At 46.5% G+C, this 19665-nt stretch carries 23 protein-coding genes; 3 read left to right on the top strand and 20 right to left on the bottom strand.

Translation table 11 applies throughout. From position 1 onward, the window contains the following. Nucleotides 1-2: 2 nt before the first annotated feature. The 10 genes from ccsB to DRW41_RS20560 all read right to left on the bottom strand — a co-directional run bounded on the left by ccsB (nt 3) and on the right by DRW41_RS20560 (nt 8815). Entirely contained in the window at nt 3-1169 is a 1167-nt protein-coding gene (gene ccsB / locus DRW41_RS20605) for a c-type cytochrome biogenesis protein CcsB (protein ID WP_115453918.1), read from the bottom strand. Next, a complete protein-coding gene (gene resB / locus DRW41_RS20600; protein ID WP_115453917.1) occupies nt 1150-2805 on the bottom strand; it encodes a cytochrome c biogenesis protein ResB in 1656 nt (551 codons plus the stop codon). The genes ccsB and resB overlap by 20 nt, the downstream gene beginning before the upstream one ends. Before the next feature lie 20 nt (nt 2806-2825). Further along, nucleotides 2826-3350, bottom strand: a complete 525-nt coding sequence (gene resA, locus DRW41_RS20595; RefSeq protein ID WP_115453916.1) for a thiol-disulfide oxidoreductase ResA — start codon at nt 3348-3350, stop codon at nt 2826-2828. A gap of 89 nt (nt 3351-3439) precedes the next feature. After that, nucleotides 3440-4177 carry a 23S rRNA pseudouridine(2605) synthase RluB gene (gene rluB, locus DRW41_RS20590; RefSeq protein ID WP_115453915.1) on the bottom strand — a complete coding sequence of 246 codons (738 nt, stop codon included), beginning with the start codon at nt 4175-4177 and terminating at the stop codon, nt 3440-3442. A gap of 336 nt (nt 4178-4513) precedes the next feature. Further along, nucleotides 4514-5041 (bottom strand): spore maturation protein, encoded by a 528-nt coding sequence (locus tag DRW41_RS20585; protein WP_115453914.1) that lies wholly within the window; start codon nt 5039-5041, stop codon nt 4514-4516. Nucleotides 5042-5045: 4 nt separating this feature from the next. After that, nucleotides 5046-5633 (bottom strand): nucleoside recognition domain-containing protein, encoded by a 588-nt coding sequence (locus tag DRW41_RS20580; RefSeq protein ID WP_115453913.1) that lies wholly within the window; start codon nt 5631-5633, stop codon nt 5046-5048. Then, nucleotides 5626-6777 (bottom strand): D-alanyl-D-alanine carboxypeptidase family protein, encoded by a 1152-nt coding sequence (locus tag DRW41_RS20575; RefSeq protein ID WP_115453912.1) that lies wholly within the window; start codon nt 6775-6777, stop codon nt 5626-5628. The genes DRW41_RS20580 and DRW41_RS20575 overlap by 8 nt, the downstream gene beginning before the upstream one ends. A 163-nt stretch (nt 6778-6940) precedes the next feature. Beyond that, nucleotides 6941-7360: a hypothetical protein gene (locus DRW41_RS20570; protein ID WP_115453934.1), complete on the bottom strand. Its 420-nt coding sequence runs from the start codon at nt 7358-7360 to the stop codon at nt 6941-6943. A 113-nt stretch (nt 7361-7473) separates the two neighbouring features. Beyond that, nucleotides 7474-8055 (bottom strand): SMC-Scp complex subunit ScpB, encoded by a 582-nt coding sequence (gene scpB / locus DRW41_RS20565; RefSeq protein WP_115453911.1) that lies wholly within the window; start codon nt 8053-8055, stop codon nt 7474-7476. Then, nucleotides 8042-8815 (bottom strand): segregation/condensation protein A, encoded by a 774-nt coding sequence (locus tag DRW41_RS20560; RefSeq protein ID WP_115453910.1) that lies wholly within the window; start codon nt 8813-8815, stop codon nt 8042-8044. The genes scpB and DRW41_RS20560 overlap by 14 nt, the downstream gene beginning before the upstream one ends. A gap of 323 nt (nt 8816-9138) precedes the next feature. On the opposite strand from DRW41_RS20560, the gene DRW41_RS20555 reads away from it, so the two are divergent. Beyond that, complete coding sequence (locus tag DRW41_RS20555) at nt 9139-9234, top strand: YjcZ family sporulation protein (protein WP_082306903.1); 96 nt, start codon at nt 9139-9141, stop codon at nt 9232-9234. Between the two features lie 108 nt (nt 9235-9342). Then, nucleotides 9343-9873 carry a DUF309 domain-containing protein gene (locus DRW41_RS20550; RefSeq protein WP_115453909.1) on the top strand — a complete coding sequence of 177 codons (531 nt, stop codon included), beginning with the start codon at nt 9343-9345 and terminating at the stop codon, nt 9871-9873. On the opposite strand, the gene DRW41_RS20545 is transcribed toward DRW41_RS20550, so the two are convergent. Then, nucleotides 9870-10238, bottom strand: coding sequence for a GNAT family N-acetyltransferase (locus DRW41_RS20545; protein ID WP_115453908.1), 369 nt, complete (start codon nt 10236-10238; stop codon nt 9870-9872). The genes DRW41_RS20550 and DRW41_RS20545 overlap by 4 nt on opposite strands. Nucleotides 10239-10665: 427 nt before the next feature. Between DRW41_RS20545 and DRW41_RS20540 the strand changes: the two genes are divergently transcribed. Continuing rightward, on the top strand, nt 10666-11529 hold the full coding sequence (locus DRW41_RS20540; protein WP_115453907.1) for a DUF1002 domain-containing protein: 864 nt from the start codon (nt 10666-10668) through the stop codon (nt 11527-11529). Between the two features lie 77 nt (nt 11530-11606). On the opposite strand, the gene lysA is transcribed toward DRW41_RS20540, so the two are convergent. The 9 genes from lysA to DRW41_RS20490 form a co-directional block, all read right to left on the bottom strand. Then, the gene (lysA, locus tag DRW41_RS20535; protein ID WP_115453906.1) at nt 11607-12941 is read right to left on the bottom strand and encodes a diaminopimelate decarboxylase; all 1335 of its coding nucleotides are present in this window, start codon (nt 12939-12941) and stop codon (nt 11607-11609) included. A gap of 166 nt (nt 12942-13107) precedes the next feature. Continuing rightward, nucleotides 13108-14586 (bottom strand): spore germination protein, encoded by a 1479-nt coding sequence (locus DRW41_RS20530; protein WP_115453905.1) that lies wholly within the window; start codon nt 14584-14586, stop codon nt 13108-13110. Then, nucleotides 14570-15142 carry a stage V sporulation protein SpoVABEA gene (gene spoVAEA / locus DRW41_RS20525; protein ID WP_115453904.1) on the bottom strand — a complete coding sequence of 191 codons (573 nt, stop codon included), beginning with the start codon at nt 15140-15142 and terminating at the stop codon, nt 14570-14572. Before spoVAEA ends, DRW41_RS20530 begins: the two co-directional genes overlap by 17 nt. Before the next feature lie 26 nt (nt 15143-15168). Beyond that, the gene (locus tag DRW41_RS20520) at nt 15169-15594 is read right to left on the bottom strand and encodes a stage V sporulation protein AB (RefSeq protein WP_115453903.1); all 426 of its coding nucleotides are present in this window, start codon (nt 15592-15594) and stop codon (nt 15169-15171) included. Beyond that, a complete protein-coding gene (locus tag DRW41_RS20515) occupies nt 15581-16213 on the bottom strand; it encodes a stage V sporulation protein AA (protein WP_342772008.1) in 633 nt (210 codons plus the stop codon). Before DRW41_RS20515 ends, DRW41_RS20520 begins: the two co-directional genes overlap by 14 nt. Before the next feature lie 506 nt (nt 16214-16719). Beyond that, entirely contained in the window at nt 16720-17478 is a 759-nt protein-coding gene (sigF, locus tag DRW41_RS20505; RefSeq protein WP_115453900.1) for an RNA polymerase sporulation sigma factor SigF, read from the bottom strand. A gap of 11 nt (nt 17479-17489) precedes the next feature. Then, complete coding sequence (spoIIAB, locus tag DRW41_RS20500) at nt 17490-17930, bottom strand: anti-sigma F factor (protein ID WP_115453899.1); 441 nt, start codon at nt 17928-17930, stop codon at nt 17490-17492. Further along, nucleotides 17930-18280, bottom strand: a complete 351-nt coding sequence (gene spoIIAA, locus DRW41_RS20495) for an anti-sigma F factor antagonist (RefSeq protein ID WP_115453898.1) — start codon at nt 18278-18280, stop codon at nt 17930-17932. Before spoIIAA ends, spoIIAB begins: the two co-directional genes overlap by 1 nt. 190 nt (nt 18281-18470) lie before the next feature. Beyond that, nucleotides 18471-19640 (bottom strand): D-alanyl-D-alanine carboxypeptidase family protein, encoded by a 1170-nt coding sequence (locus DRW41_RS20490; RefSeq protein WP_115453897.1) that lies wholly within the window; start codon nt 19638-19640, stop codon nt 18471-18473. Between the last annotated feature and the right edge of the window lie 25 nt (nt 19641-19665).

Here is a 19665-nt window from a genome sequence, read left to right as displayed (position 1 = left end):
CTTTATGAACCAGCGTAGGAGTGCAACCCGGCAATAACCAGATTGACGGCCACTAGATTGAACATAATGATGGCAAATCCGATTACAGCGAGCCAGGCGGATTTTTCGCCATGCCAGCCTTTCGAAAGCCTTAAATGAAGGAAGGCGGCATAGAATAGCCACGTAATAAGCGCCCACACTTCCTTCGGATCCCAGCCCCAGAACCTAGTCCAGGCAATCTGCGCCCAAATCATCGCAAAAATCAACGCGCCAAGCGTGAACACCGGAAAACCAATCAGGACGGAACGATAGCTTACTTCATCAATCAAATCAAGATTTATGCTTTTAACAAGTGGCTGAAGTGCCGCCGATATCCTTTTACGAAGGAACAGCCTTAACAATCCGTAAAGTATTGCCCCGCCAAAAAGGGACCATATTACCGTATTCAATTTCTTTGCATTGATTATGGCTGGCATTTCAACCAGCGGTTTGAATGCTCCTTCTGTCAGAAGTTCACCTTCATGGGGGCCGACAAGGGCTGGAAGGTGATATACCGCAACTGCTTCCTTCCTGGACTTTTCCACCCAATTGAACTTCGCTTCATACCCGGCGGATGAAAACCCAATGGAAACCGCTATGAAACCAAGCACACATACCATTGAGAACATGATTGTTTCAAGCCAGAATGTTCTTTTGCTTGAAACTGATTGGTCGATAACCTTCAGCAGATAAATCAGCCCGGCGGCAAAACTGACAGCCAGGATTGCTTCCCCAATCGCTGCGGTTGTAACGTGGATATGCAGCCAATAGCTTTTCAAAGCGGGGATGAGCGGGCTTATTTCCCTTGGGAACATGCTTGCATAGGCAATGACCAAAAGGGCAACTGGCATAGTAAAAAGGCCAAGTAAATTGGATTTATAAATAAAATAAATGAAAATGAAAGCGCCGACAAGTGCCATTCCAAAAAACGTTGTAAACTCAAACAGATTGCTTACCGGCGCGTGGCCAGCGGCAATCCATCTCGTGATGAAATAGCCAAGCTGGGCGAGGAAACCCGCAATCGCTGTTGTTATTGCGAGGAATCCCCATTTGCTGTTTCTTTCCGATTTAATCGCCCCGCCGAACAGCAGCGTGGCTACAAGGTATAAAACAAAAGCTATGAAAAGCAAATTACTGCTTAGTGCCGCCAAGTTCCGCCTCTCCTTCCGGTTTGCTTTCCTGAAGCTGGTCTTCAGGAACTTTAATTGTTGTATCTGCAAGGACCATTTCAATTTCACGCTTTAGCCCATGCCAGTTTTTATTCGTATGTGCGGCCACCCAAATATCACCGTTTCTCTTCTGGATCCAAATCCGCCTATGGTTCCAGTAGGCCCCCTGGATGACACCGATCATGAATATGATGCCTCCGAGCGCAATCAGCCATAGGGTCCTGTCTTTCCTTACGGTAAGGGCGGTCACATTCTTCGTTTCGACAGCCCTGAATTCCATTTTATACTTATTGTTTCCTTCCGGCTCGATCGTTTGCCTGATTGCGGCGAAGCTGACTTCCCCTTCCGGTTTGTCCGGGGTGGTCATCTTAAACACAAATGCTGGATTATTGGGGATACGTGACTTTGTGTCCGGCTCCCCGTCTTCACCAAATTCGAAATCAGGATAATAGCCTAAAAGCCGGACTTTATAGCCATTTCCAAGGTCATAGTTTTTTTTCGGCTCATACAAATCTATTTTTATGTCACCGAAAGTTTTTCCTGTGTCCTTTTCGGCAAGAGAGAATGACATGGTGTTTAATTCATCGAGCTTATAATCAACCTGATATAGGGCAAACCCTTCGAATTTCAAAGGTTCGTTGACTTTAATCTCGTAGTCTTTCAATTTTACAAGCTTAGGCTTTTCGCCTGGAAGGGACTCGGACGATTTTTTGTATAGGACGACATCTGATTGGTACGTCTTCGCGACAGTTCCGGCCCTTTCAAGTGCCTCCCTGAACACCTGGTCATCTTTATCCTTGTCGTAAACTTCAAGAATGAATTTATTGTTTTTTAGATAGTACTCATTTTCGGTACCCGGTATTGCCTTCGTTTCCCCTTCCCGGATCCAAAGGACTTTGTCAATGTACATTCCAGGTACAAAGCGAAGCATGCCGCCAATCAAAAAGATAATCAGGCCGACATGATTAACGTAAGGGCCCCATCTGGAGAACCGGCCTTTTTCGGCAAGCAGGTTCCCGTCCTCTTCACGGACCTTATAATTTTTTGATTCCAGGTTCTTTTTCACTTTCCCAACAGTCGAATCGCTGGCTGCGTTTTCAGTAATCCCGAATACCCGCTGCTTTTTTAAAAATCCGTCATTCCGGATTACCCGCTGCGCCTTTAGCGCCCTGTACAGTGGGATGACCCGGTCAAGGCTGCAAATGACAAGCGAGATGCCGATCATCGCAATTAGGATTAGGTACCACCAGGAACTGTACATATTATGGAAGCCAAGTGCATAATAGACTTTCCCCAGCCACCCATACTGGTCCGCATAATACTCATCCGGCGGCATGATTGGCGGTATGTACATTTCCTGGGGCAGAATCGTTCCGATAGCAGATGCGACTAAGGTGATGACGATGAGCCATACCCCTACCTTTACGGAAGAAAAAAAGTTCCAGATCTTATCAATTATGGTTTTGTTATAAGTCTGCGAACGCCGGGAGCTTCCTTCGTAGCGCATGTCATGCAGCTTTTCAGCAGCGGCCGTTTCGTCGAGCCCCTTTCCGCAAGCCTCGCACAGCACCGTGCCATGTGGATTCACATGGCCGCACTCACACTTAACATCCATCATTTTAAAAACTCCCTATTTCTTTAAGGTTCGATGCTTTCCATGAATTGCTTAATCGTTTGCTCCGTCAGCTGGCCAGTATGGTATTTAATTATTTTCCCGTCCTTGTCCACAAGGAAGGTCGCTGGAAGCTGGCCGACGCCGTATGCGTTCATAACCTGGCTTTCCTTATCCAGCAAAATTGGGAACTTAAGCCCATACTTCTCCGAAAAACTGCTTACGGCCACATTCGATTCGTTTATATTGACAGCAAGCACCTGTACCCCTCTGTCTTTAAACTGCAAATATTGATTATTGATAAATGGCATTTCCTTTTCACATGGTTTGCACCACGTACCCCAAAAATTAAGGAACACTCCCTGGCCTCTATAATCCGATAGCCTATGTTTGTTTCCCTCAAGATCTGTAAGGACAAAATCAGGCGCCATATCGCCGGCTGCGGCCCTCGTGCGTTCTTCTTTAGTGAAATTCGCGTAAAGGGTATAGACTACGGCTGCGACCAAAAGCACCAGAATGGCTGTCCTCATTGCCAACCGCCGTTTTTTCATTGCTGTTCCCCCAAATATATTGATGTCTGATAAATTATAACACTTTTCAACATGGCCACTGTGCAAACGTTTTGGAAATTGTGACAGATTTATGAATTCTTCTTCTCCGTTTTCATTGCGAGGGCCCTTAGCTGCTTTACCTCATGGGGCGTCAGTTCCCGCATTTCGCCGGCTTTCAATCCGCCAAGAGTCAAGAAACCATAACGTTCACGCTTCAGCTTGGATACGGGGTGTCCAATTGCCTCGAACATGCGCCTTACCTGCCTGTTCCTGCCTTCATGAATGGCAATCTCGATGATGGCGGTTTGCTTCTTTTTATCACCAGAAAGCATTTTCACCTTGGCTGGCGCCGTTTTCCCATCCTCCAGTTTAATCCCCTTTTCCAGCTTCCTTAGGGCTTCCCTTTGAGGAATCCCTTCTGTCTTTGCCACGTACACCTTGTCAATTTCACTCCTCGGATGCATAAGCAAATTCGCGAAATCCCCATCGTTCGTCAGAAGCAGAAGGCCAGAAGTATCATAATCCAGCCGCCCTATCGGAAAAATCCTTTCCTTAATATCCGGGAAGAAATCCGTGACAGCTTTCCTGCCCTTTTCATCCTTGACCGTCGAGATGACTCCACGAGGTTTATAAAATAGGAAATAAACCGGTTCCTCCCGTTCAATCTGGACTTCTTCCACTTCCACGCGGTCCGAAGGAGACACCTTTACCCCCAGCTCCGTAATGACCTTGCCATTCACCTTGACTTTTCCTTCCTTTATCAGGTCTTCAGCTTTCCTTCTTGATGCGATCCCCGCCCGGGCGATCACCTTTTGCAACCGTTCCATCTATGCCACCTCAATAATTTCCTGTTTGTTATAGTGAAATTGTTTTCTAATGAATTATGACACAATTCCGCCTGATTTCAAAGTTTCAGAACCTATTTCCAAAAGCCCTGACCCTAAAGGCGAACTACAAAAACCCGCCATTCGTATGAAAGGCGGGTTCTGTAAACTTTTTTGGTAAAGTGAACCTTCCATCAGAGGTGGTTTTTCCTCTGATGGTTAGGTGAACTTATCGGACCTTTAGGGACAGTTGCCCTTTTGGGCTTACTGTCCCTTAAGTGTGGGGCAAAGTGAACCTTCCATCAGCGATGGTTTTCCGAAAGGCGTGCAGCCATAAAATCAAAAGACAAGGAGGGCGACAAAAATTGCGATGAAGATTCCAACTATATCCGCAAGAAGGCCGACTTTCAACGCATCGCCCATTTTTCGGATTCCGACGGAACCGAAATAAACAGTAAGGACATAGAAGGTGGTATCAGTGCTTCCCTGGAGGATTGATGCGAGGCGTCCCGGGAATGAATCCGGCCCGTACGTGGCAATGAGGTCGCTCGTCATGCCGAGTGCCGCGGTACCTGAAATTGGCCGGATTAAGGCGAGCGGGACAATTTCAGGTGGCAGCCCCAAATTCGTTAACCCTGGCCTTATCCAGCCTGTCAATGCATCGAGTGCCCCTGAAGCCCTGAAAATGGAGACGGCAACCAGCATGCCGACCAGGAAAGGAATAATTGATACAGCGATTTTTATGCCTTCCTTCCCACCCTCTACAAAGCTTTCATACGTTGGAACGCGCTTCAGTGTTCCAACTATTAGGATGGAGGCAATTATTAAAGGGATAAACCAAAGTGAAATTGCTGCGATTGTTCCCATCTCATCATCCTTTACGGCTTCTTCGCCAATAAAAATACCGGTCTATCATGATAGCGGCGATCGCCGATAGTGCTGTAGTAATCAAGGTAGGAACAACGATTTCCGCTGGCGAAGCAGAATTGTAATTTAAACGGATTGCGATTACGGTCGTTGGCAATATGGTCACACTCGCTGTATTGATCGCTAGGAAGGTAACCATAGAGCGGCTCGCCATATCTTTTTTATTGTTCAGTGACTGCAATTGTTCCATCGCTTTTAAACCTAAAGGAGTGGCCGCATTGCCGAGGCCGAACATATTGGCGATAATATTGGACATGATGTATCCCATGGCGGGATGGTTGGCTGGTACTTCTGGAAAAAGGGGCCTGATAATCGGTTTGAAAAGTTTGGCCAGCATTTTCAAAATGCCGGATTCTTCGGCGATTTTCATCATTCCGAGCCAAAAAACCAGGATGCTCACCAATCCTATGCAAAGTGTTACGGCGTCTTTCGCACCTTGAAATATGGCCTGGTTCACCTCATGCATCGTACCGTTGAACATGGCAAAAACAATCCCAATAAGGGTGAGGATGACCCATATATAATTAACCATTGCTTTTTAAACCAATCGCTTTTGATATTAACCGTTTGAAGCTGCCAAGATATCCGGTCTTCTTTTTTTCGTGCGGCTTAAAAAGGATTGGAACAGATTTGACAGCCCTGCCATCAAGATAAATGACGGCTTTCCCGGCTGCAGCCCGCCCGTTGACAACCTCTCCCGAAAACTTGCCTCCCTTCGGATTTTTCAGCTTGTAATCAACAGAAAACTTGCCGATTTCACTCTCGGTCGCGGGGAATAAAACGGGATTTGTAATATAGAGGCTGCCATTCCGGTAAGGCTCTCTATCAAGCTTGATTGTTCCTTTTGGGATTATTTCCGCCATATCAAAAGTCCCAAAACCTGATTCGAACATGCCGATATGGTCCTTCCAGTCACTCGGAGCGTTAAGGGTAACGGCAATCAGTTCCATATCCCCCTTTTTCGCTGTGGTCACGAGTGTCCTTTTCGCGCGCTTAGTATAGCCAGTCTTGCCCCCGGTACAAAAAGGGTACATCGAAAGGAGGCGGTTTTTATTCCTCCATTCCCTGTCCCAAACTTCCTCCGGGTTCGGCGCACGATGGATTTTTGTCCCGGAAATCTTTCTAAATACCTCATTGTTCATGGCATACCTGGTCAGCAGCGCCATATCATATGCCGTTGAAAAATGGTTTTCTTTGTTATCAAGCCCGTGCGGATTGGAAAACACAGTATTGTACATACCAATTTCCGATGCTTTCTGATTCATCAAGAAAGCGAAACCCTCTTCACTTCCCCCAACAAATTCGGCAATCGCGGCGGCCGCGTCATTTCCTGAGCGCAGCATAAGGCCATAAACAAGATCCTTAAGGGTGATTCGTTCCCCGGGCTTCAAATAAATCGACGACCCCTCTGTCCGGACCGCGCGCTCGCTTACCTTGACATAACGGTCCATCTTTCCGGATTCAATGGCGAGAATCGCGGTCATGATTTTCGTTATGCTTGCGATCCGCATCTTGGTATGAGGGCTTTTTTCAAATAAAACACGCCCTGTTTTTTGCTCCATTAATACCGCCGCTTGCCCGCTTACCGAGAATGCTGCAGCGGGACGTGCCGGGACAACGCCAAACATTAGGAAAATAATAAGAATGGTGGTGGCTGGTCGTCTGAATATTTTCATTGCGGGTTCGCTCTCCTACTTGTATTTGTACAAGTTTATGCCGGGACCCGTCCAATATGACCTAAACAACAAAGGGGGATTTCAAAAACCCAGCGGCGGGGAAAGTAAAAAATAAAACAGGGTTGCCCCTGTTTCAGTTTGATAGATATTGAATTTTTTATGCTTAATTGTTCTGGAGTACAAATTCGAGCGGGGAATTCAGTTCAAAGCTCCCCTTTGATTCAAGCGATTCATAGATTCCCTGAACCTTCGAATAATCGATATCTTTGAAATAGGAGGCGAACTCCTTTTGTGTGTGAAGGTAAAGCCTTTTTCGGCTGCGCAATCCGGGGTTTTTTATCATGCAGGCAAGTGCCACCAAATCCTTAAAGTAGACGTCTTTGCCACCAGCGCTGAATAACGGATCATTATCGAATGGAACAAATTCAGAGAATATTTCATCAAAAAAACGGAGATACAGCACATGGAGCGTTTTTTCCTGGCCCCCGTCAATATATGTAAGTTCACTCCTGTTAAAAAAGTCTTCGGATGTATTCGACTTTTCCTTTTCAAGTTCGTATCCAATGCTCTTTTTAATGATCATGCCGGCTTCCCTCTCCTTATCATCATTCATATTTCCATTTTAACACATTACTGGGGCTTACGGACTTTCCTGCTTCATGGAATGCAAGTGGGAATAATAGGACTACGCCCGCTTCACTCCTGTCCCTGGAATTTTCCAAAAAACAGGTCGGCTTCTTCCTGGATGAATTCTTCTTCGTTCTTTTCAGGAAGCGGCGGCAGCTCTTCCAGGCTTTTTAGCCCAAAGTAATCAAGAAATTCTTTTGTAGTCCCATACAGGTATGCCCTCCCCGATCCTTCTGCCCGGCCAGCTTCTTTGATAAGTGCTTTTGACATTAATGTCTGCAGTGGCCTCTCCGTTTTTACGCCCCTTATCTCCTCAATTTCCGCTCTGGTGATGGGCTGTTTGTAGGCGATTATAGCTAGTGTTTCCAGCGCCGCCTGTGAAAGGCTGGCGGTGCCTGGCGATTCAAGTAGTTTTTGCAGATATGGCGCATTGTCTTTCTTTGTGCCCAGCTGTACCGTTCCCGCCAATAGTATGACGATCAGGCCGCGTGAAGGGTCGTTCTCGAGCTTGTCTTTTAATTCCCCGACCAATTCCGATGCCCTTGGCTCGTCCACCTCCATGGCTTCGGCGATTTGCTTGATGGTTAGACCTTCATCCCCCGCGGCGAATAATAGGCTTTCAAGAATGCTATGGTAATTAATAATATCCAACTGCGGCCGCTCCTTTCCTTGCGGGAATGATTTGAATCCCGCCGAAATTCTCCATTTGTTCCGCGATAATCTCATTCCGTTTCATTAGCTCGAGGACCGCCAGGAACGTAACGACTATATATTCTTTTTCCGGAACAGGGAACAAATCAAAGAAATCGGTCGGAACTGCCTTATCTCTCAATAGGACAAGGATTTCATCCATCCTTTTTTCAATCGAGATTTCCTGGCGGGCAATTTTTGTGGCAAGTGGTTTTTGCAGGCGCTTTCTCCTCATTAGCTTTTGGAGCGCGCCTAGCATATCATAAAGCGATACTGAGGGAGCGAGCGCTCTCTGCGTGATTGCTTCTTTCTGGAACTCGGATAGGTCGCTTGGCGCTTTCGTATAAATCAAGCTCCGTTCTTCCTCGAATCCCTTTAAATCCAGCGCCGCTTCCTTAAACTTTTTATACTCGATTAGCCTTTCGACGAGTTCGTTGCGCGGATCCTCTTCAAAGCCGGTTTCAAAACCCTCTTCAAACAACTCCTCTTCCTGCTTGGGCAGGAGCATCTTGCTTTTAATTGCTAAAAGGGTCGCAGCCATAACAAGGTATTCACTAGCCAGGTCGAGTTCCAGTTCTTTCATGGTATGGATATATAGAAGGTATTGCTCTGTTATCTGAGCGACCGGAATGTCATAAATATCAATCTCGAGAGAATTGATTAAGTGGAGCAGCAGATCAAGCGGCCCCTCGAATGTATCGAGCTTCACATTATAATGCATAAATTTTTCACCAAAATTTCTTTTGTATTTTCATATGACTGAACGGGTACAAACAGCCGCACATGGCCATCAGGACGAACCGGGTCTCTTTTTCATCCAAAACCTCTAATCCGGACCCATTCCTCCCCGTTTAGCGTTGATAAACTATTACTAGTATAGAGGATTGAAAAAGGTTATTCCAACAAGAATTTTTCAAACGGATCCCGATAGGATGATTTTGGCAGAACAAGAAAAACAGATAAAAAGGATATTCGCCCAGACATAATGCACGGCTCCTTCATAGCATGTATGGAAAAGATACCTAACCAATAGGAGGTTATAGTATGGGAGATGGAGTACGCTGCGGTTTTGGAGCAGGTTTTGCTTTAATCGTTGTCCTATTCATTCTGCTGGTCATTGTTGGTGCCGCCTGGTACTAATCAAAGGCCTGAAACAAGCGCGAAGGAGCCCGCAATTGCCTTGCGGGCTCTTTGGCGTCCCTTTGTGGTAAACTGTGTTTAGACCAACCAAACTGCGGGAGGATTGGCATGTATCCTGATGCATTTATCAACTATCTGGCTCATTTCCATGGCGACAGGGATTACTTTGAATGCCATGAAATACTGGAGGAATATTGGAAAGAAATTGACAAAGGAAATAGGGATTCCATATGGGTTGGTTTCATCCAACTGGCGGTTGGCTGTTACCATTATCGGAGACAAAATATAGCCGGTGCGACTAAAACCCTTGCAAAAGCCAGGTCCATTTTTTCCGGCGGGGAGAAGGCCCTTATTTCTCTTGGAATTGATGAAAAAAAATTATTATCACGATTAGATGGGCTCATTTCGAGGGTAAAGGAAGAAAAAGAATATACAGGATTCACTATTCCAATCAAGGATAGCAAACTTGAAGAGCTTTGCATCCAGGCATGCCGCGTAAAAGGGGCTGTATGGTGCGATGACTCTTGCCATCCGCCAGCCAGCATTATCGACCGCCACAAAATCCGTGATCGGTCCATGGTTATTTCTGAAAGGGTAGAGGCCCTTGAGCGGAAAAAACAAAACGCGGGAAGTGATTAAACCTCACTTCCCGCGCTTTCATCATGTGAACACTTTTCCAAAAACGGAGCGGTCAATTCATTCGCTTCGATCTTTTTTTCCGGAAACAACTCCCGGATGCCGGCAATCATCGCCCGCCCAATTCCTTGGGAACGATGGGATGGATTTACGGAAATATGCTGGATTTCTGCTGTTTCGTCGCTTGTATGGACAATGCCTATCAAACCGGTAATGTCTTCTTCCTTCCAAAGGAAAAGCTGCCACCCTTCAGCAGTTTCGTATTGTTTCATCGATTGCTGCAATTTCTTAATATCTTTTTCGCCGGGCATAAAAGACAAAAGCCCCATAGCGATTTTTTCAAATTGTTTTTTATAGCGAATTAACATTTTGATCCCTCATTATAGTTATAGGCCCATTCCTGCACCATATTATTTGGATTGAATGGTTTTGATTAGTATATGTATATTGTCCCCCGAAGTTACGCTATCGTTAATCATACATAATTTTGCTCACCGGGGCAACCGCAACAGGGAAGGATGGCGGCAGGCAATGTTTTATTCCAACAGTCACGCGATAAACGCCCAGTAAATGATGCCCCAAATCATCGCGAAGGCCAATAGCCCCAACAGGAGCACAAGGTTGTTTTTATTCGGCATTTGGTCCCACCTCCACTAAAATGGATGCCAATGCCAACAATTCTACACTATTATCTAACTTTTATCCATACCCCCTGCCCACCGGGATTTCAAGGGTTGGCAAATTAGACCCAAAGGGTTGCCTATTGGAAAATTAAACGATACTACGGAGGATACTATGAAAAAGTTTCTTTGTTGTTTTGCTGCTGCTTTCGTTTTTACAATGCCTTTTGCTGTTTCCGCGGATTTGGCCGAGGGTGACATGATTGTGACATTGGGCGAAAACCTGTCCGAAGCGCAAAAAGAGGCACTATTAAAAGAAATGGGCGCTCCCTCTGGCGTAGAGGTAATAACTGTGTCAAATGAGGAAGAGCATCAATATTTGGGGAAATACGTACCAAAAACGATGATCGGCACGAGGGCGATTTCTTCTTCCGCCACAACGGTTAATAAGAAGGATACTGGCCTTACAGTCAAAACAAAAAACATTACCTGGGTAACGGATGAAATGTATCTGAATGCCCTCATGACAGCCGGGGTGAAAGATGCCAGCATTTACATCACCGCGCCGGTTGCCGTTTCGGGGACTGCTGCACTTACAGGGATTATTAAAGCCTATGAAATTTCAGCCAATGAAACGATACCCGAGAATATAAAACAGGCTGCGAACGAGGAAATGGTCGAAACCGCGAAACTTGGCGATTCAATTGGCAAGGAAAACGCGTCAGCCTTAATTGCGAAGGTAAAGGAAGAAATCGCAAAGGATAAACCGAAGGACGAAGCGGAACTTAAAGCTCTGATTGAAGAGCAGGCCAAGGAGCTCAAGGTTGAGTTAAGCAGTGAAGAACTCAATTCACTGACAGCCCTCTTTAAAAAACTCCAGGATTTGAATATCGACTGGGGCCAGGTCGGGGACCAGCTCGACAAGGCGAAGGACCAATTTACAAAATTCCTTGATTCAGAAGAAGGACATGGAATATTGGCGAGCCTGAAAAAGTTCTTCAAAAGCATCGCCGATGTCATCCGCTCATTTTTCGAATAGGATAATAGAGTACGATAATGATTGAATCAAAGACATACTTGAACTTGTTTTTTAAAAATTCCAACAAAAAAACTGCCCTATTTGCGGGCAGTTTCTTTCTTAACGGAAGATAGATATGGGAGATCATGCTGAAGGAGGTCTTCATAGGTCTCCCTTTTGACAACGAGCGCGGCCTCGCCATTTTCGGCAAACACTACCGCTGGGCGAGGCAGCCTGTTATAATTGTTCGCCATTGAGTATCCGTATGCACCTGTGCAAAATACCGCTAGAATTTCTTGTTTCCCGGAATCCGGCAGCGGCAGATCCCAAATGAGCATATCTCCGGACTCGCAGCATTTACCGGCGATCGAGACTGTTTCTTTAGCCTCAGCGAGCGGCCTTGATGCGAGAACGGCCTCATATTTTGCCTGGTAGAGGGCAGGCCTGATGTTATCGCTCATGCCCCCGTCGACAGCAAGGTACTTCCTGACCCCGGGAACTTCCTTGGTCGAACCTGTTTTGTACAAGGTTATTCCCGCATCGCCCACAAGCGAGCGGCCAGGCTCGATCCATATTTCAGGCATTTCCATTGAATGTGAAGCTGCCAGGCTTTTTACCTCGGTTATGATTTCACTCACGTAGGCCGATGGCGGAAGGGGCCTGTCTTCGTCTGTGTACCTGATTCCAAAGCCTCCGCCAAGATTTAGGACCTTTGTTTTAAAAGAATAGGAATTTTTCCAATACGCCAGTTTTTCGACAATTTTCTTGGCAGCCAGGATAAAGCCTGTTGTTTCAAATATTTGAGAACCAATGTGGCAATGCACGCCAAGAACTTCAAAATGTGAATCATCCAGCGCGGTTTTCAAAGCAAGTTCCGCCTGCCCATTCTGCAAATCAAAGCCGAATTTTGAATCTTCCTGCCCGGTAAGGATGTAGTCATGGGTGTGGGCTTCAATTCCGGGAGTAACCCGGAGAAGGATAGAAGCCTTTGCCTGCTTTTCGGCGCAAATGTCCTTCAGGAGGGCGAGTTCATGGAAATTATCGACTACAACGCAGCCAATTCCAACATCAATAGCCATTTCCAGTTCTTCCCTGCTCTTGTTGTTCCCATGAAAATGAATCTTCTCAACGGGGAATCCGGCTGCCCGGGCGGTATAAAGCTCCCCACCTGAAACAACATCAAGAGACAGCCCTTCCTCTGCGGCCAGCTGGGTCATTGCAATTGTTGAAAACGCCTTGCTTGCATAAGCAACCTGCGCCTTTACTCCATGCTTTTCGAATTCCCGCTTAAATCCCCTTGCCCGTTCCCTTATCAGTGCGACATCATATACATAAAGCGGGGTGCCATAACGGTTCGCCAATTCAATGGCGTCCACCCCCCCAATTTCCAGGTTCCCCGCTTGATTTACTCCAATAGTCCCATGAAAATGCATGAAATCCCTCTCTCTGTAAAAAATGGCGTCAAATCATGTCTGTTTTGGGCATTCGGGTAAAGAAAAGGACAGGCCCTTGGCTGGTACTGTCCAAAAACGAATAAGCCCGTCCTTTTTATTAAAAATTACTTTAGCATATCCATCTCCTTTCCGCAATGCATTTCCACTACTTCGATGATTGGCGGGAACGATTGTCTGCATGCATGATTTTAGGGCGTAGAATGGCGCCCGGAACGGCCCTTCGAATCAATATTTGTATGCACGCTTTCGGATCGAAAGGGATAAATGGCCACATATACGGAATGCCGAATGATTTAATCCGGATTAAGAGCAGCAGGTAAACCGTTATTCCAATGATAAAACCAGGTGTATGGAAAAGAGCGACGATAATCAGCAACATGAACCTGGCAATTTTATTCGCGACGCTCAGCTCGTAACTTGGCGTGGCAAAAGTGCCAATTCCCGAGACTGCTACATATAGGATAACCTCCGGCAAAAATAGGCCGACATCAACCGCAATCTGTCCGATGAGCACAGCCGCGATTAAGCCCATTGCCGTGGATAACGGAGTAGGAGTATGGATGGCGGCGATGCGGAGGAATTCGATGCCAAGGTCCGCAAGAAGCAGCTGGATGAAAACCGGAATGCTGCTTTTTTCGTTCGGCCCTATATAAGCTAATTTTTCCGGGAGCAGCCCTGGCTCCAAAACAAATAAATACCAGAGCGGAAGAAGCAAGATGGAAGAAAGGATTCCTAAAAACCTTGTCCAGCGAACGAAAGTTCCCACCGCCGGTGATTGCCGGTATTCCTCGGCATGCTGGACATGATGGAAATAGGTTGCAGGGGCAATGATGACGCTTGGTGAAGTGTCGACATAAATAAGGACATGCCCCTCCAGCAAGTGGACGGAAGCAACATCCGCCCTTTCCGTATATCGAACAAGCGGATACGGATTAAACCCTTGTTTCACGATGAACTCCTCGACTGTCTTATCCGCCATTGGAAGGCCGTCAACTTCGATTGCCTTAAGCTCTTTCCTAACCTTGTCCACAAGCCCCGGATTAGCCACATTTTCGATATAGCCAATCGCGACATCGGTTTTTGACCTTAAGCCGATGTGCATAAGTTCAAAGCGGAGCCGCTCATCACGTATTCTCCTTCTCGTCAGTGCGGTGTTCAGGACGATATTTTCGACAAAGCCATCCCTTGAACCCCTGACAACTTTTTCAGTATCCGGCTCTTGCGGCTGCCTGCCGGGGTAACCTCTCGTATCGACGGACAAGCCGACCCCTTCACCTTCCATTACGAATACAATCAGGCCGGAAAGGACCGCGGTTACAAAATCCTCGATCGAATAAACCCTTGAAACCGATTGATGGACGATATTTTGCTCCAGGTATTGGACAATGCCAGACACCATTTTTTTACTATCATTGAGTTCATCAAGTGTTTCAATAATCTCGATGATAAAAGCTGTATCACACAGGCCGTTTACATAATAAAAATGAACGCCCTTCCTGAGCACCTTGAGTTTCCGGACGCCAAGGTCAAAGCTTTTGCCCAATCCTGCATGTTCCTTCATATAGGTTTCGATTTCCTCAAGGGATTTTGGCAGCAGCGTTTTCTCCTCATTCTTGCTGATCATAGCAACCGCTCCTTTCGAGAATAATCTCAACCGCTTTTTTCGTAATCGGTGCGCCCAAAGCATAATGATCCCTGCGCGCCATTTTTCCGATGTCCCCTATTCCAACAACGATTGGCGCATTCAGGCTATCAAGGCAATAAACCGTGTCCCCGTATATTCTCCCGAATTCCATTTCCTGAACGCCGAATTTATCAACCCCTTTGGGCGTTAATTCCCCAAAACGGTCTATGCAGACGTCAACACGCGTCCATTCGGCCATATGCGTGTTGGAGGCAACCGCCACAATGCCCAACACCTCTATTTCAGGGTGGGTCGCGACATATTTCAAAGCCGCCTCGCCCGGGCCTTCCCCTATTAATCCGCTATCGTCAAACATGACTAAAACCGGATCCTTTTCAGCTTTCTTGATAAGGCTGACAATATCCGGCCCTCCAAGCGAGGAAGGGTTCCCCGAAGACAGGGAAATGCATCGGCCTCCAATTTCCGCCGCTACGTGTTCGACAGCCTTTCTAGCATACTCATCGCCATCGGTAATCAAAATTACCTTCCTTGGCATTCAGCCCCCCCTCCTTTCCTGCACGATTAGCGTTTAACAAAATATAGCCATTGAAAGAGTGAACCAAAAATCTTCCCAAAAACAACAGCCATAAGCAATGTAATGATTTTCCCATCAATGTTGAGTCTTTTGGCTAGGATTGGAATTACATTAAGGACCTCAGCCAGGGCGCCGGCGATCATGCCTACAAAAAGCCCCCCTGCAAGGCCCATTGGAATAAGGAATAACGGGGAAATTCCCACCACCGGGTCCCGAAGGCCGCCGTAGATTCCAGCCATAGTGCCAATGATAATGGCCGCTTCATACAAGACTGCCTTGTCTGTGGTTTTTGATATTTGGGCAAGGCGCGGTATGATGCCAAGTACAGTCAAAAATGCCACGAATCCGGAACCCACCGCTAGCCCGCCGCTAACGGCAATAAATATTGTTATAATGACCTCAATCGTCGTCAAGGCGCTTCATACTCTCCTGGTTTTCGTGAATCATAACGTAATTATCCATTGACTGCTGGTAATTGAACATTTCGACCTCCAGTGGGCTGGGTTCCTCATTGATCCGCTTCTTAAATATGTGATTGAAAAACAAGACCATTCCCATCCCCAACCCAAGGGAATAAGGGATTTGGAATAACAGGGGGGATTCGTCAACTTCCCCTGTAATAATAGTGTACAGCTTGGCCTGAACGTCCTTCATGCTGACATCATCATGGAAATTCATGATGGCCATCGCCGACCCGAAAAACAGCAATAACCATATTAGGATGAAAAAAGGCAATGAAAGCACACGCCTTTTTTCAATATTTACTTCAATCAGGGTCTGGGCCGGCCCGATGGCCTGGATATCGGCTCCTTGAAACAAACCAGTTATTTTTTTTATTACCTTCATGGCATCGATGACAACGAAATTACTATCCCTTTTCGTAATTTGGTGGATGGACAATTCCTTAATCGCCCGCTCCATGCCTTCGGGGGCGAGAACCTGCGCGATATCCCCAATTCTGATTTCCTGTCCCTGGCTTGCAAATATCCTGTTCCTCATGCGGATATAGACTGTTTTTTCCAAAACACTCACTTCCAGACATAGATTTCCTTGTATTGCTAGTATGGTTGAATCCCGCTCCCTTAATGAAAGGCAATAATTGCCTCGGCATGGGAAAAACATGTACTTTTGGGAATAAAAATGGTTCTTCACCATAAGTGCTTGTTTAGGATAAAATGCCAGATGTAAATGTTGATTGGAGCGAAAGGCGCGCAGACTCCTGCGGGAAAAGCTGGCCAGGGGAGACCCCGCAGGCATGGGTTTCGCCGAGGAGGCTCCATTGTGCTCCTGCGCCAAAGATTATTCAAGGATGCTTAACTTCAGCTCGTCGCAAAGCTACACGAAGCTTATCCAAGATGCTTTTCTTGGAGTTACTTTCGTAGCTGCTTGACTGCCCGCGGAAAGCGAAGCGCCTCGCGACAGACAAAAACCGCCTGTCCCTGCGATGATTATTCTTGGAAGCTTTCCTTTGTGTAGCTTAAATCAACATTTGCGAAACCACTTTTTGTGGTGAAGAACCATAAAAAAAACCACACGGATTAAATATCCATATGGTTTTTCATTTGCTGCAATATTTTCTTTTCCAGGCGGGATACCTGCACTTGGGATATCCCTAGGCGCTGGGCTACTTCTGATTGCGTCTGGTCTTTGTAATACCGTAAATAAACAATCAGTTTCTCCCTTTCATCCAGTTCCTCAATCGCCTCTTTCAATGCGATTTTATCAAACCATTTTCCGTCGTTTCCATCATCGATTTGGTCCAGGAGAGTAATCGGGTCACCGTCGTTTTCATACACTGTTTCATGAATTGAAGCCGGTGCGCGTGAAGCCTCCTGGGCAAGGATGATTTCTTCCGGCATAATCCCCAGGTGGGCGGATAATTCATTGACAGTCGGAACCCGGCCGAGCGTTTTGGATAGCTCATCTTTCGCCCTGCGTATTTTATTTCCGGTCTCCTTTAGGGAGCGGCTTACTTTTACTGTTCCATCGTCCCGGATGAACCTTTGTATCTCCCCGATAATCATCGGAACCGCATAAGTGGAGAATTTAACATCATAGGACAAATCGAATTTGTCCACAGATTTTAAAAGGCCGATACAGCCGATCTGGAAAAGATCGTCTGGGTCATAGCCCCGGTTCAAAAACCGCTGGACAACCGACCATACAAGCCTCATGTTCTTTTCAACGATCGTATCGCGTGCCTGTTCATCGCCATCATGGCTTCTCTTAATTAATTCCTTTACCTCATGGTCTTTTAGAAACGGCTGGGTGCTTTCTTTTTTGACCTCTACGTCCATAGGCGGTCTCCTTAATTGCAAAGCATCTTGCTTCGGGATAAATTCTTCCGTAACCTGATTTCCGTGCCTTTTCCCTGCTCGGAATGAATGTCAACCTCGTCCATGAAGTTTTCCATAATCGTAAAGCCCATACCCGATCTCTCGAGCTCCGGCTTTGTTGTAAATAGCGGCTGGCGCGCCTCTTCGATATCCGCGATCCCATTCCCTTTATCTTTAATGGTGATTTCCACCGATTCAGCTTCAATCGCTACATCAATATAAACGATACCATTCGGATCATTGTCATAACCATGGATAATCGCGTTCGTAACAGCTTCAGAAACAACCGTTTTAATTTCTGTCAACTGATCCATCGTCGGATCAAGCTGGGCGATGAACGCGGCAACAGTTACCCTTGCGAAAGATTCATTTTGGCTAAGCGCCATGAATTTAAGGTTCATTTCGTTCCTCATCAGGCAACCCCCAATCTCTGAAGCGCGTTGGCTTCCGTTGGTTCCATCCTGATAATTTTGAATAAACCCGACATGTCCAGCAATCTTTCCACCGCCGCGGTGGCGGAGCAAACGACCAGTTCCCCGTGAAGCTGCTTGAGCTGTTTATATCTTCCCAAAATGACACCCAGACCGGAACTATCCATGAATGTCAGCCCTTCGAGGTTCATGACAATATGGCGGATGCCTTGCCTTTCAATAGCCTCCGTTGCCTGGGATCGCAGCCCGTCAGCGGTATGGTGGTCAAGTTCACCGCTTAACCGGATGCATAATACTTCGCTTATAACTTCCATTTCGATGTTCAGACTCACTGTCTCCGGCCTCCTAATTTGTTTCTCCGGCAATTGTCCGGAATACCGGCCAATTTAGCCCGCCATGAATTGAGCGAGCCGCCTTACAGTGAGTTCAATTCGATATTCACACTGGCAAATCCTTCAACATAGACAAAACTAGTGGCAATTCGCTAAAGGTAGTGGAAAACATTTTGGATTCGACAGAGCTTCACTTCCCTGCTTTTGTGAACATTCCCATCGATCTTTTGTAAAGCGTCCACCAGCCAGCTTCGCCAACATTCCTGCTTGCGACCAAATCCCTTTCCTGCAGAACCCTGCCATCTTTCATCAACCTGATTGTGCCTACTTTCTCCCCTTTTTGGAGTGGGGCTTTCAGGTTTTTACTGATTTTGATGACCTTTTTGATGTCATCTATTTTTTCTCCCTTTTTGGTCAGGACTGAAATAGGCTCGCTCGTTACCGCTTCGATTTTTTTAATGCTGCCCTTGCTTACCTTCGCTTCCCCAACAGCGATATTCCTTTGGTATAGCGGATGGGTCTCATAATGTCCGAAGGCATAATCAAACATTTTTGAAACCTGGGCGTTTCTCGCCTTTGAGGTCGGAGCACCAAAGACAACGGCGATGACCCTCATTCCGTTCTTTTGGGCAGTTGCAGTCAAGCAATATTTTGCTTCCGATGTAAAACCTGTTTTCAGGCCATCTACTCCCGGATAGAAACGGACCAATTTATTCGTATTGACCAGCCAGAATTTTTTGTCCGTATTCTCACGCAGATACGCTTCATACATGCCCGTATACTTTGTTATATCCTCGTATTTTAGTAGTTCTTTCGCCATGACTGCCATATCGGCGGCCGTGCTTATATGGCCTTCTGCCGGCAGCCCGGTCGTATTTTTGAAAAGCGTATTCTTCAGGCCAAGTTCCTTCGCCTTCTTATTCATCCTGTCCACAAATGCTTCTTCGGAACCCGCGATCCTTTCCGCCATGGCGACGGATGCATCATTGCCCGAACCAATGGCTATCCCCTTCAGCAATTCACGCGTCGTCATTTCTTCGCCCGCTTCAAGGAAAATTTGGGAACCACCCATCGAAGCGGCATACTCGCTTGCACGTATTTTTTCATTAATGCCAAGCTTTCCCTCATCCAGGGCTTCCATAATCAGCAGCATGGTCATAACCTTTGTCATGCTGGCAGGCGGAAGGGGTTCGCGGCTGTTTTTTTCATATAGGACCGTCCCTGTGTCCCTCTCGATCAGAATGGCCGATTTAACCTCCTGGGCGAGATCGGCGGTCTTAGTTTCTTGTGCGGATGCCTCCGGTGAAACCAGTGTTATGGCTAACAGTCCAGCAAGAAGCAGTGAACTCAATCGTTTCATATGCATAACCCTCCATTCTTTATAG

The sequence above is a fragment of the Neobacillus piezotolerans genome, assembly GCF_003362805.1.
GTDB classification, from domain to species: Bacteria; Bacillota; Bacilli; order Bacillales; family Cytobacillaceae; genus Bacillus_D; species Bacillus_D piezotolerans.
This window is presented reverse-complemented; position numbering and strand designations above follow the sequence as displayed.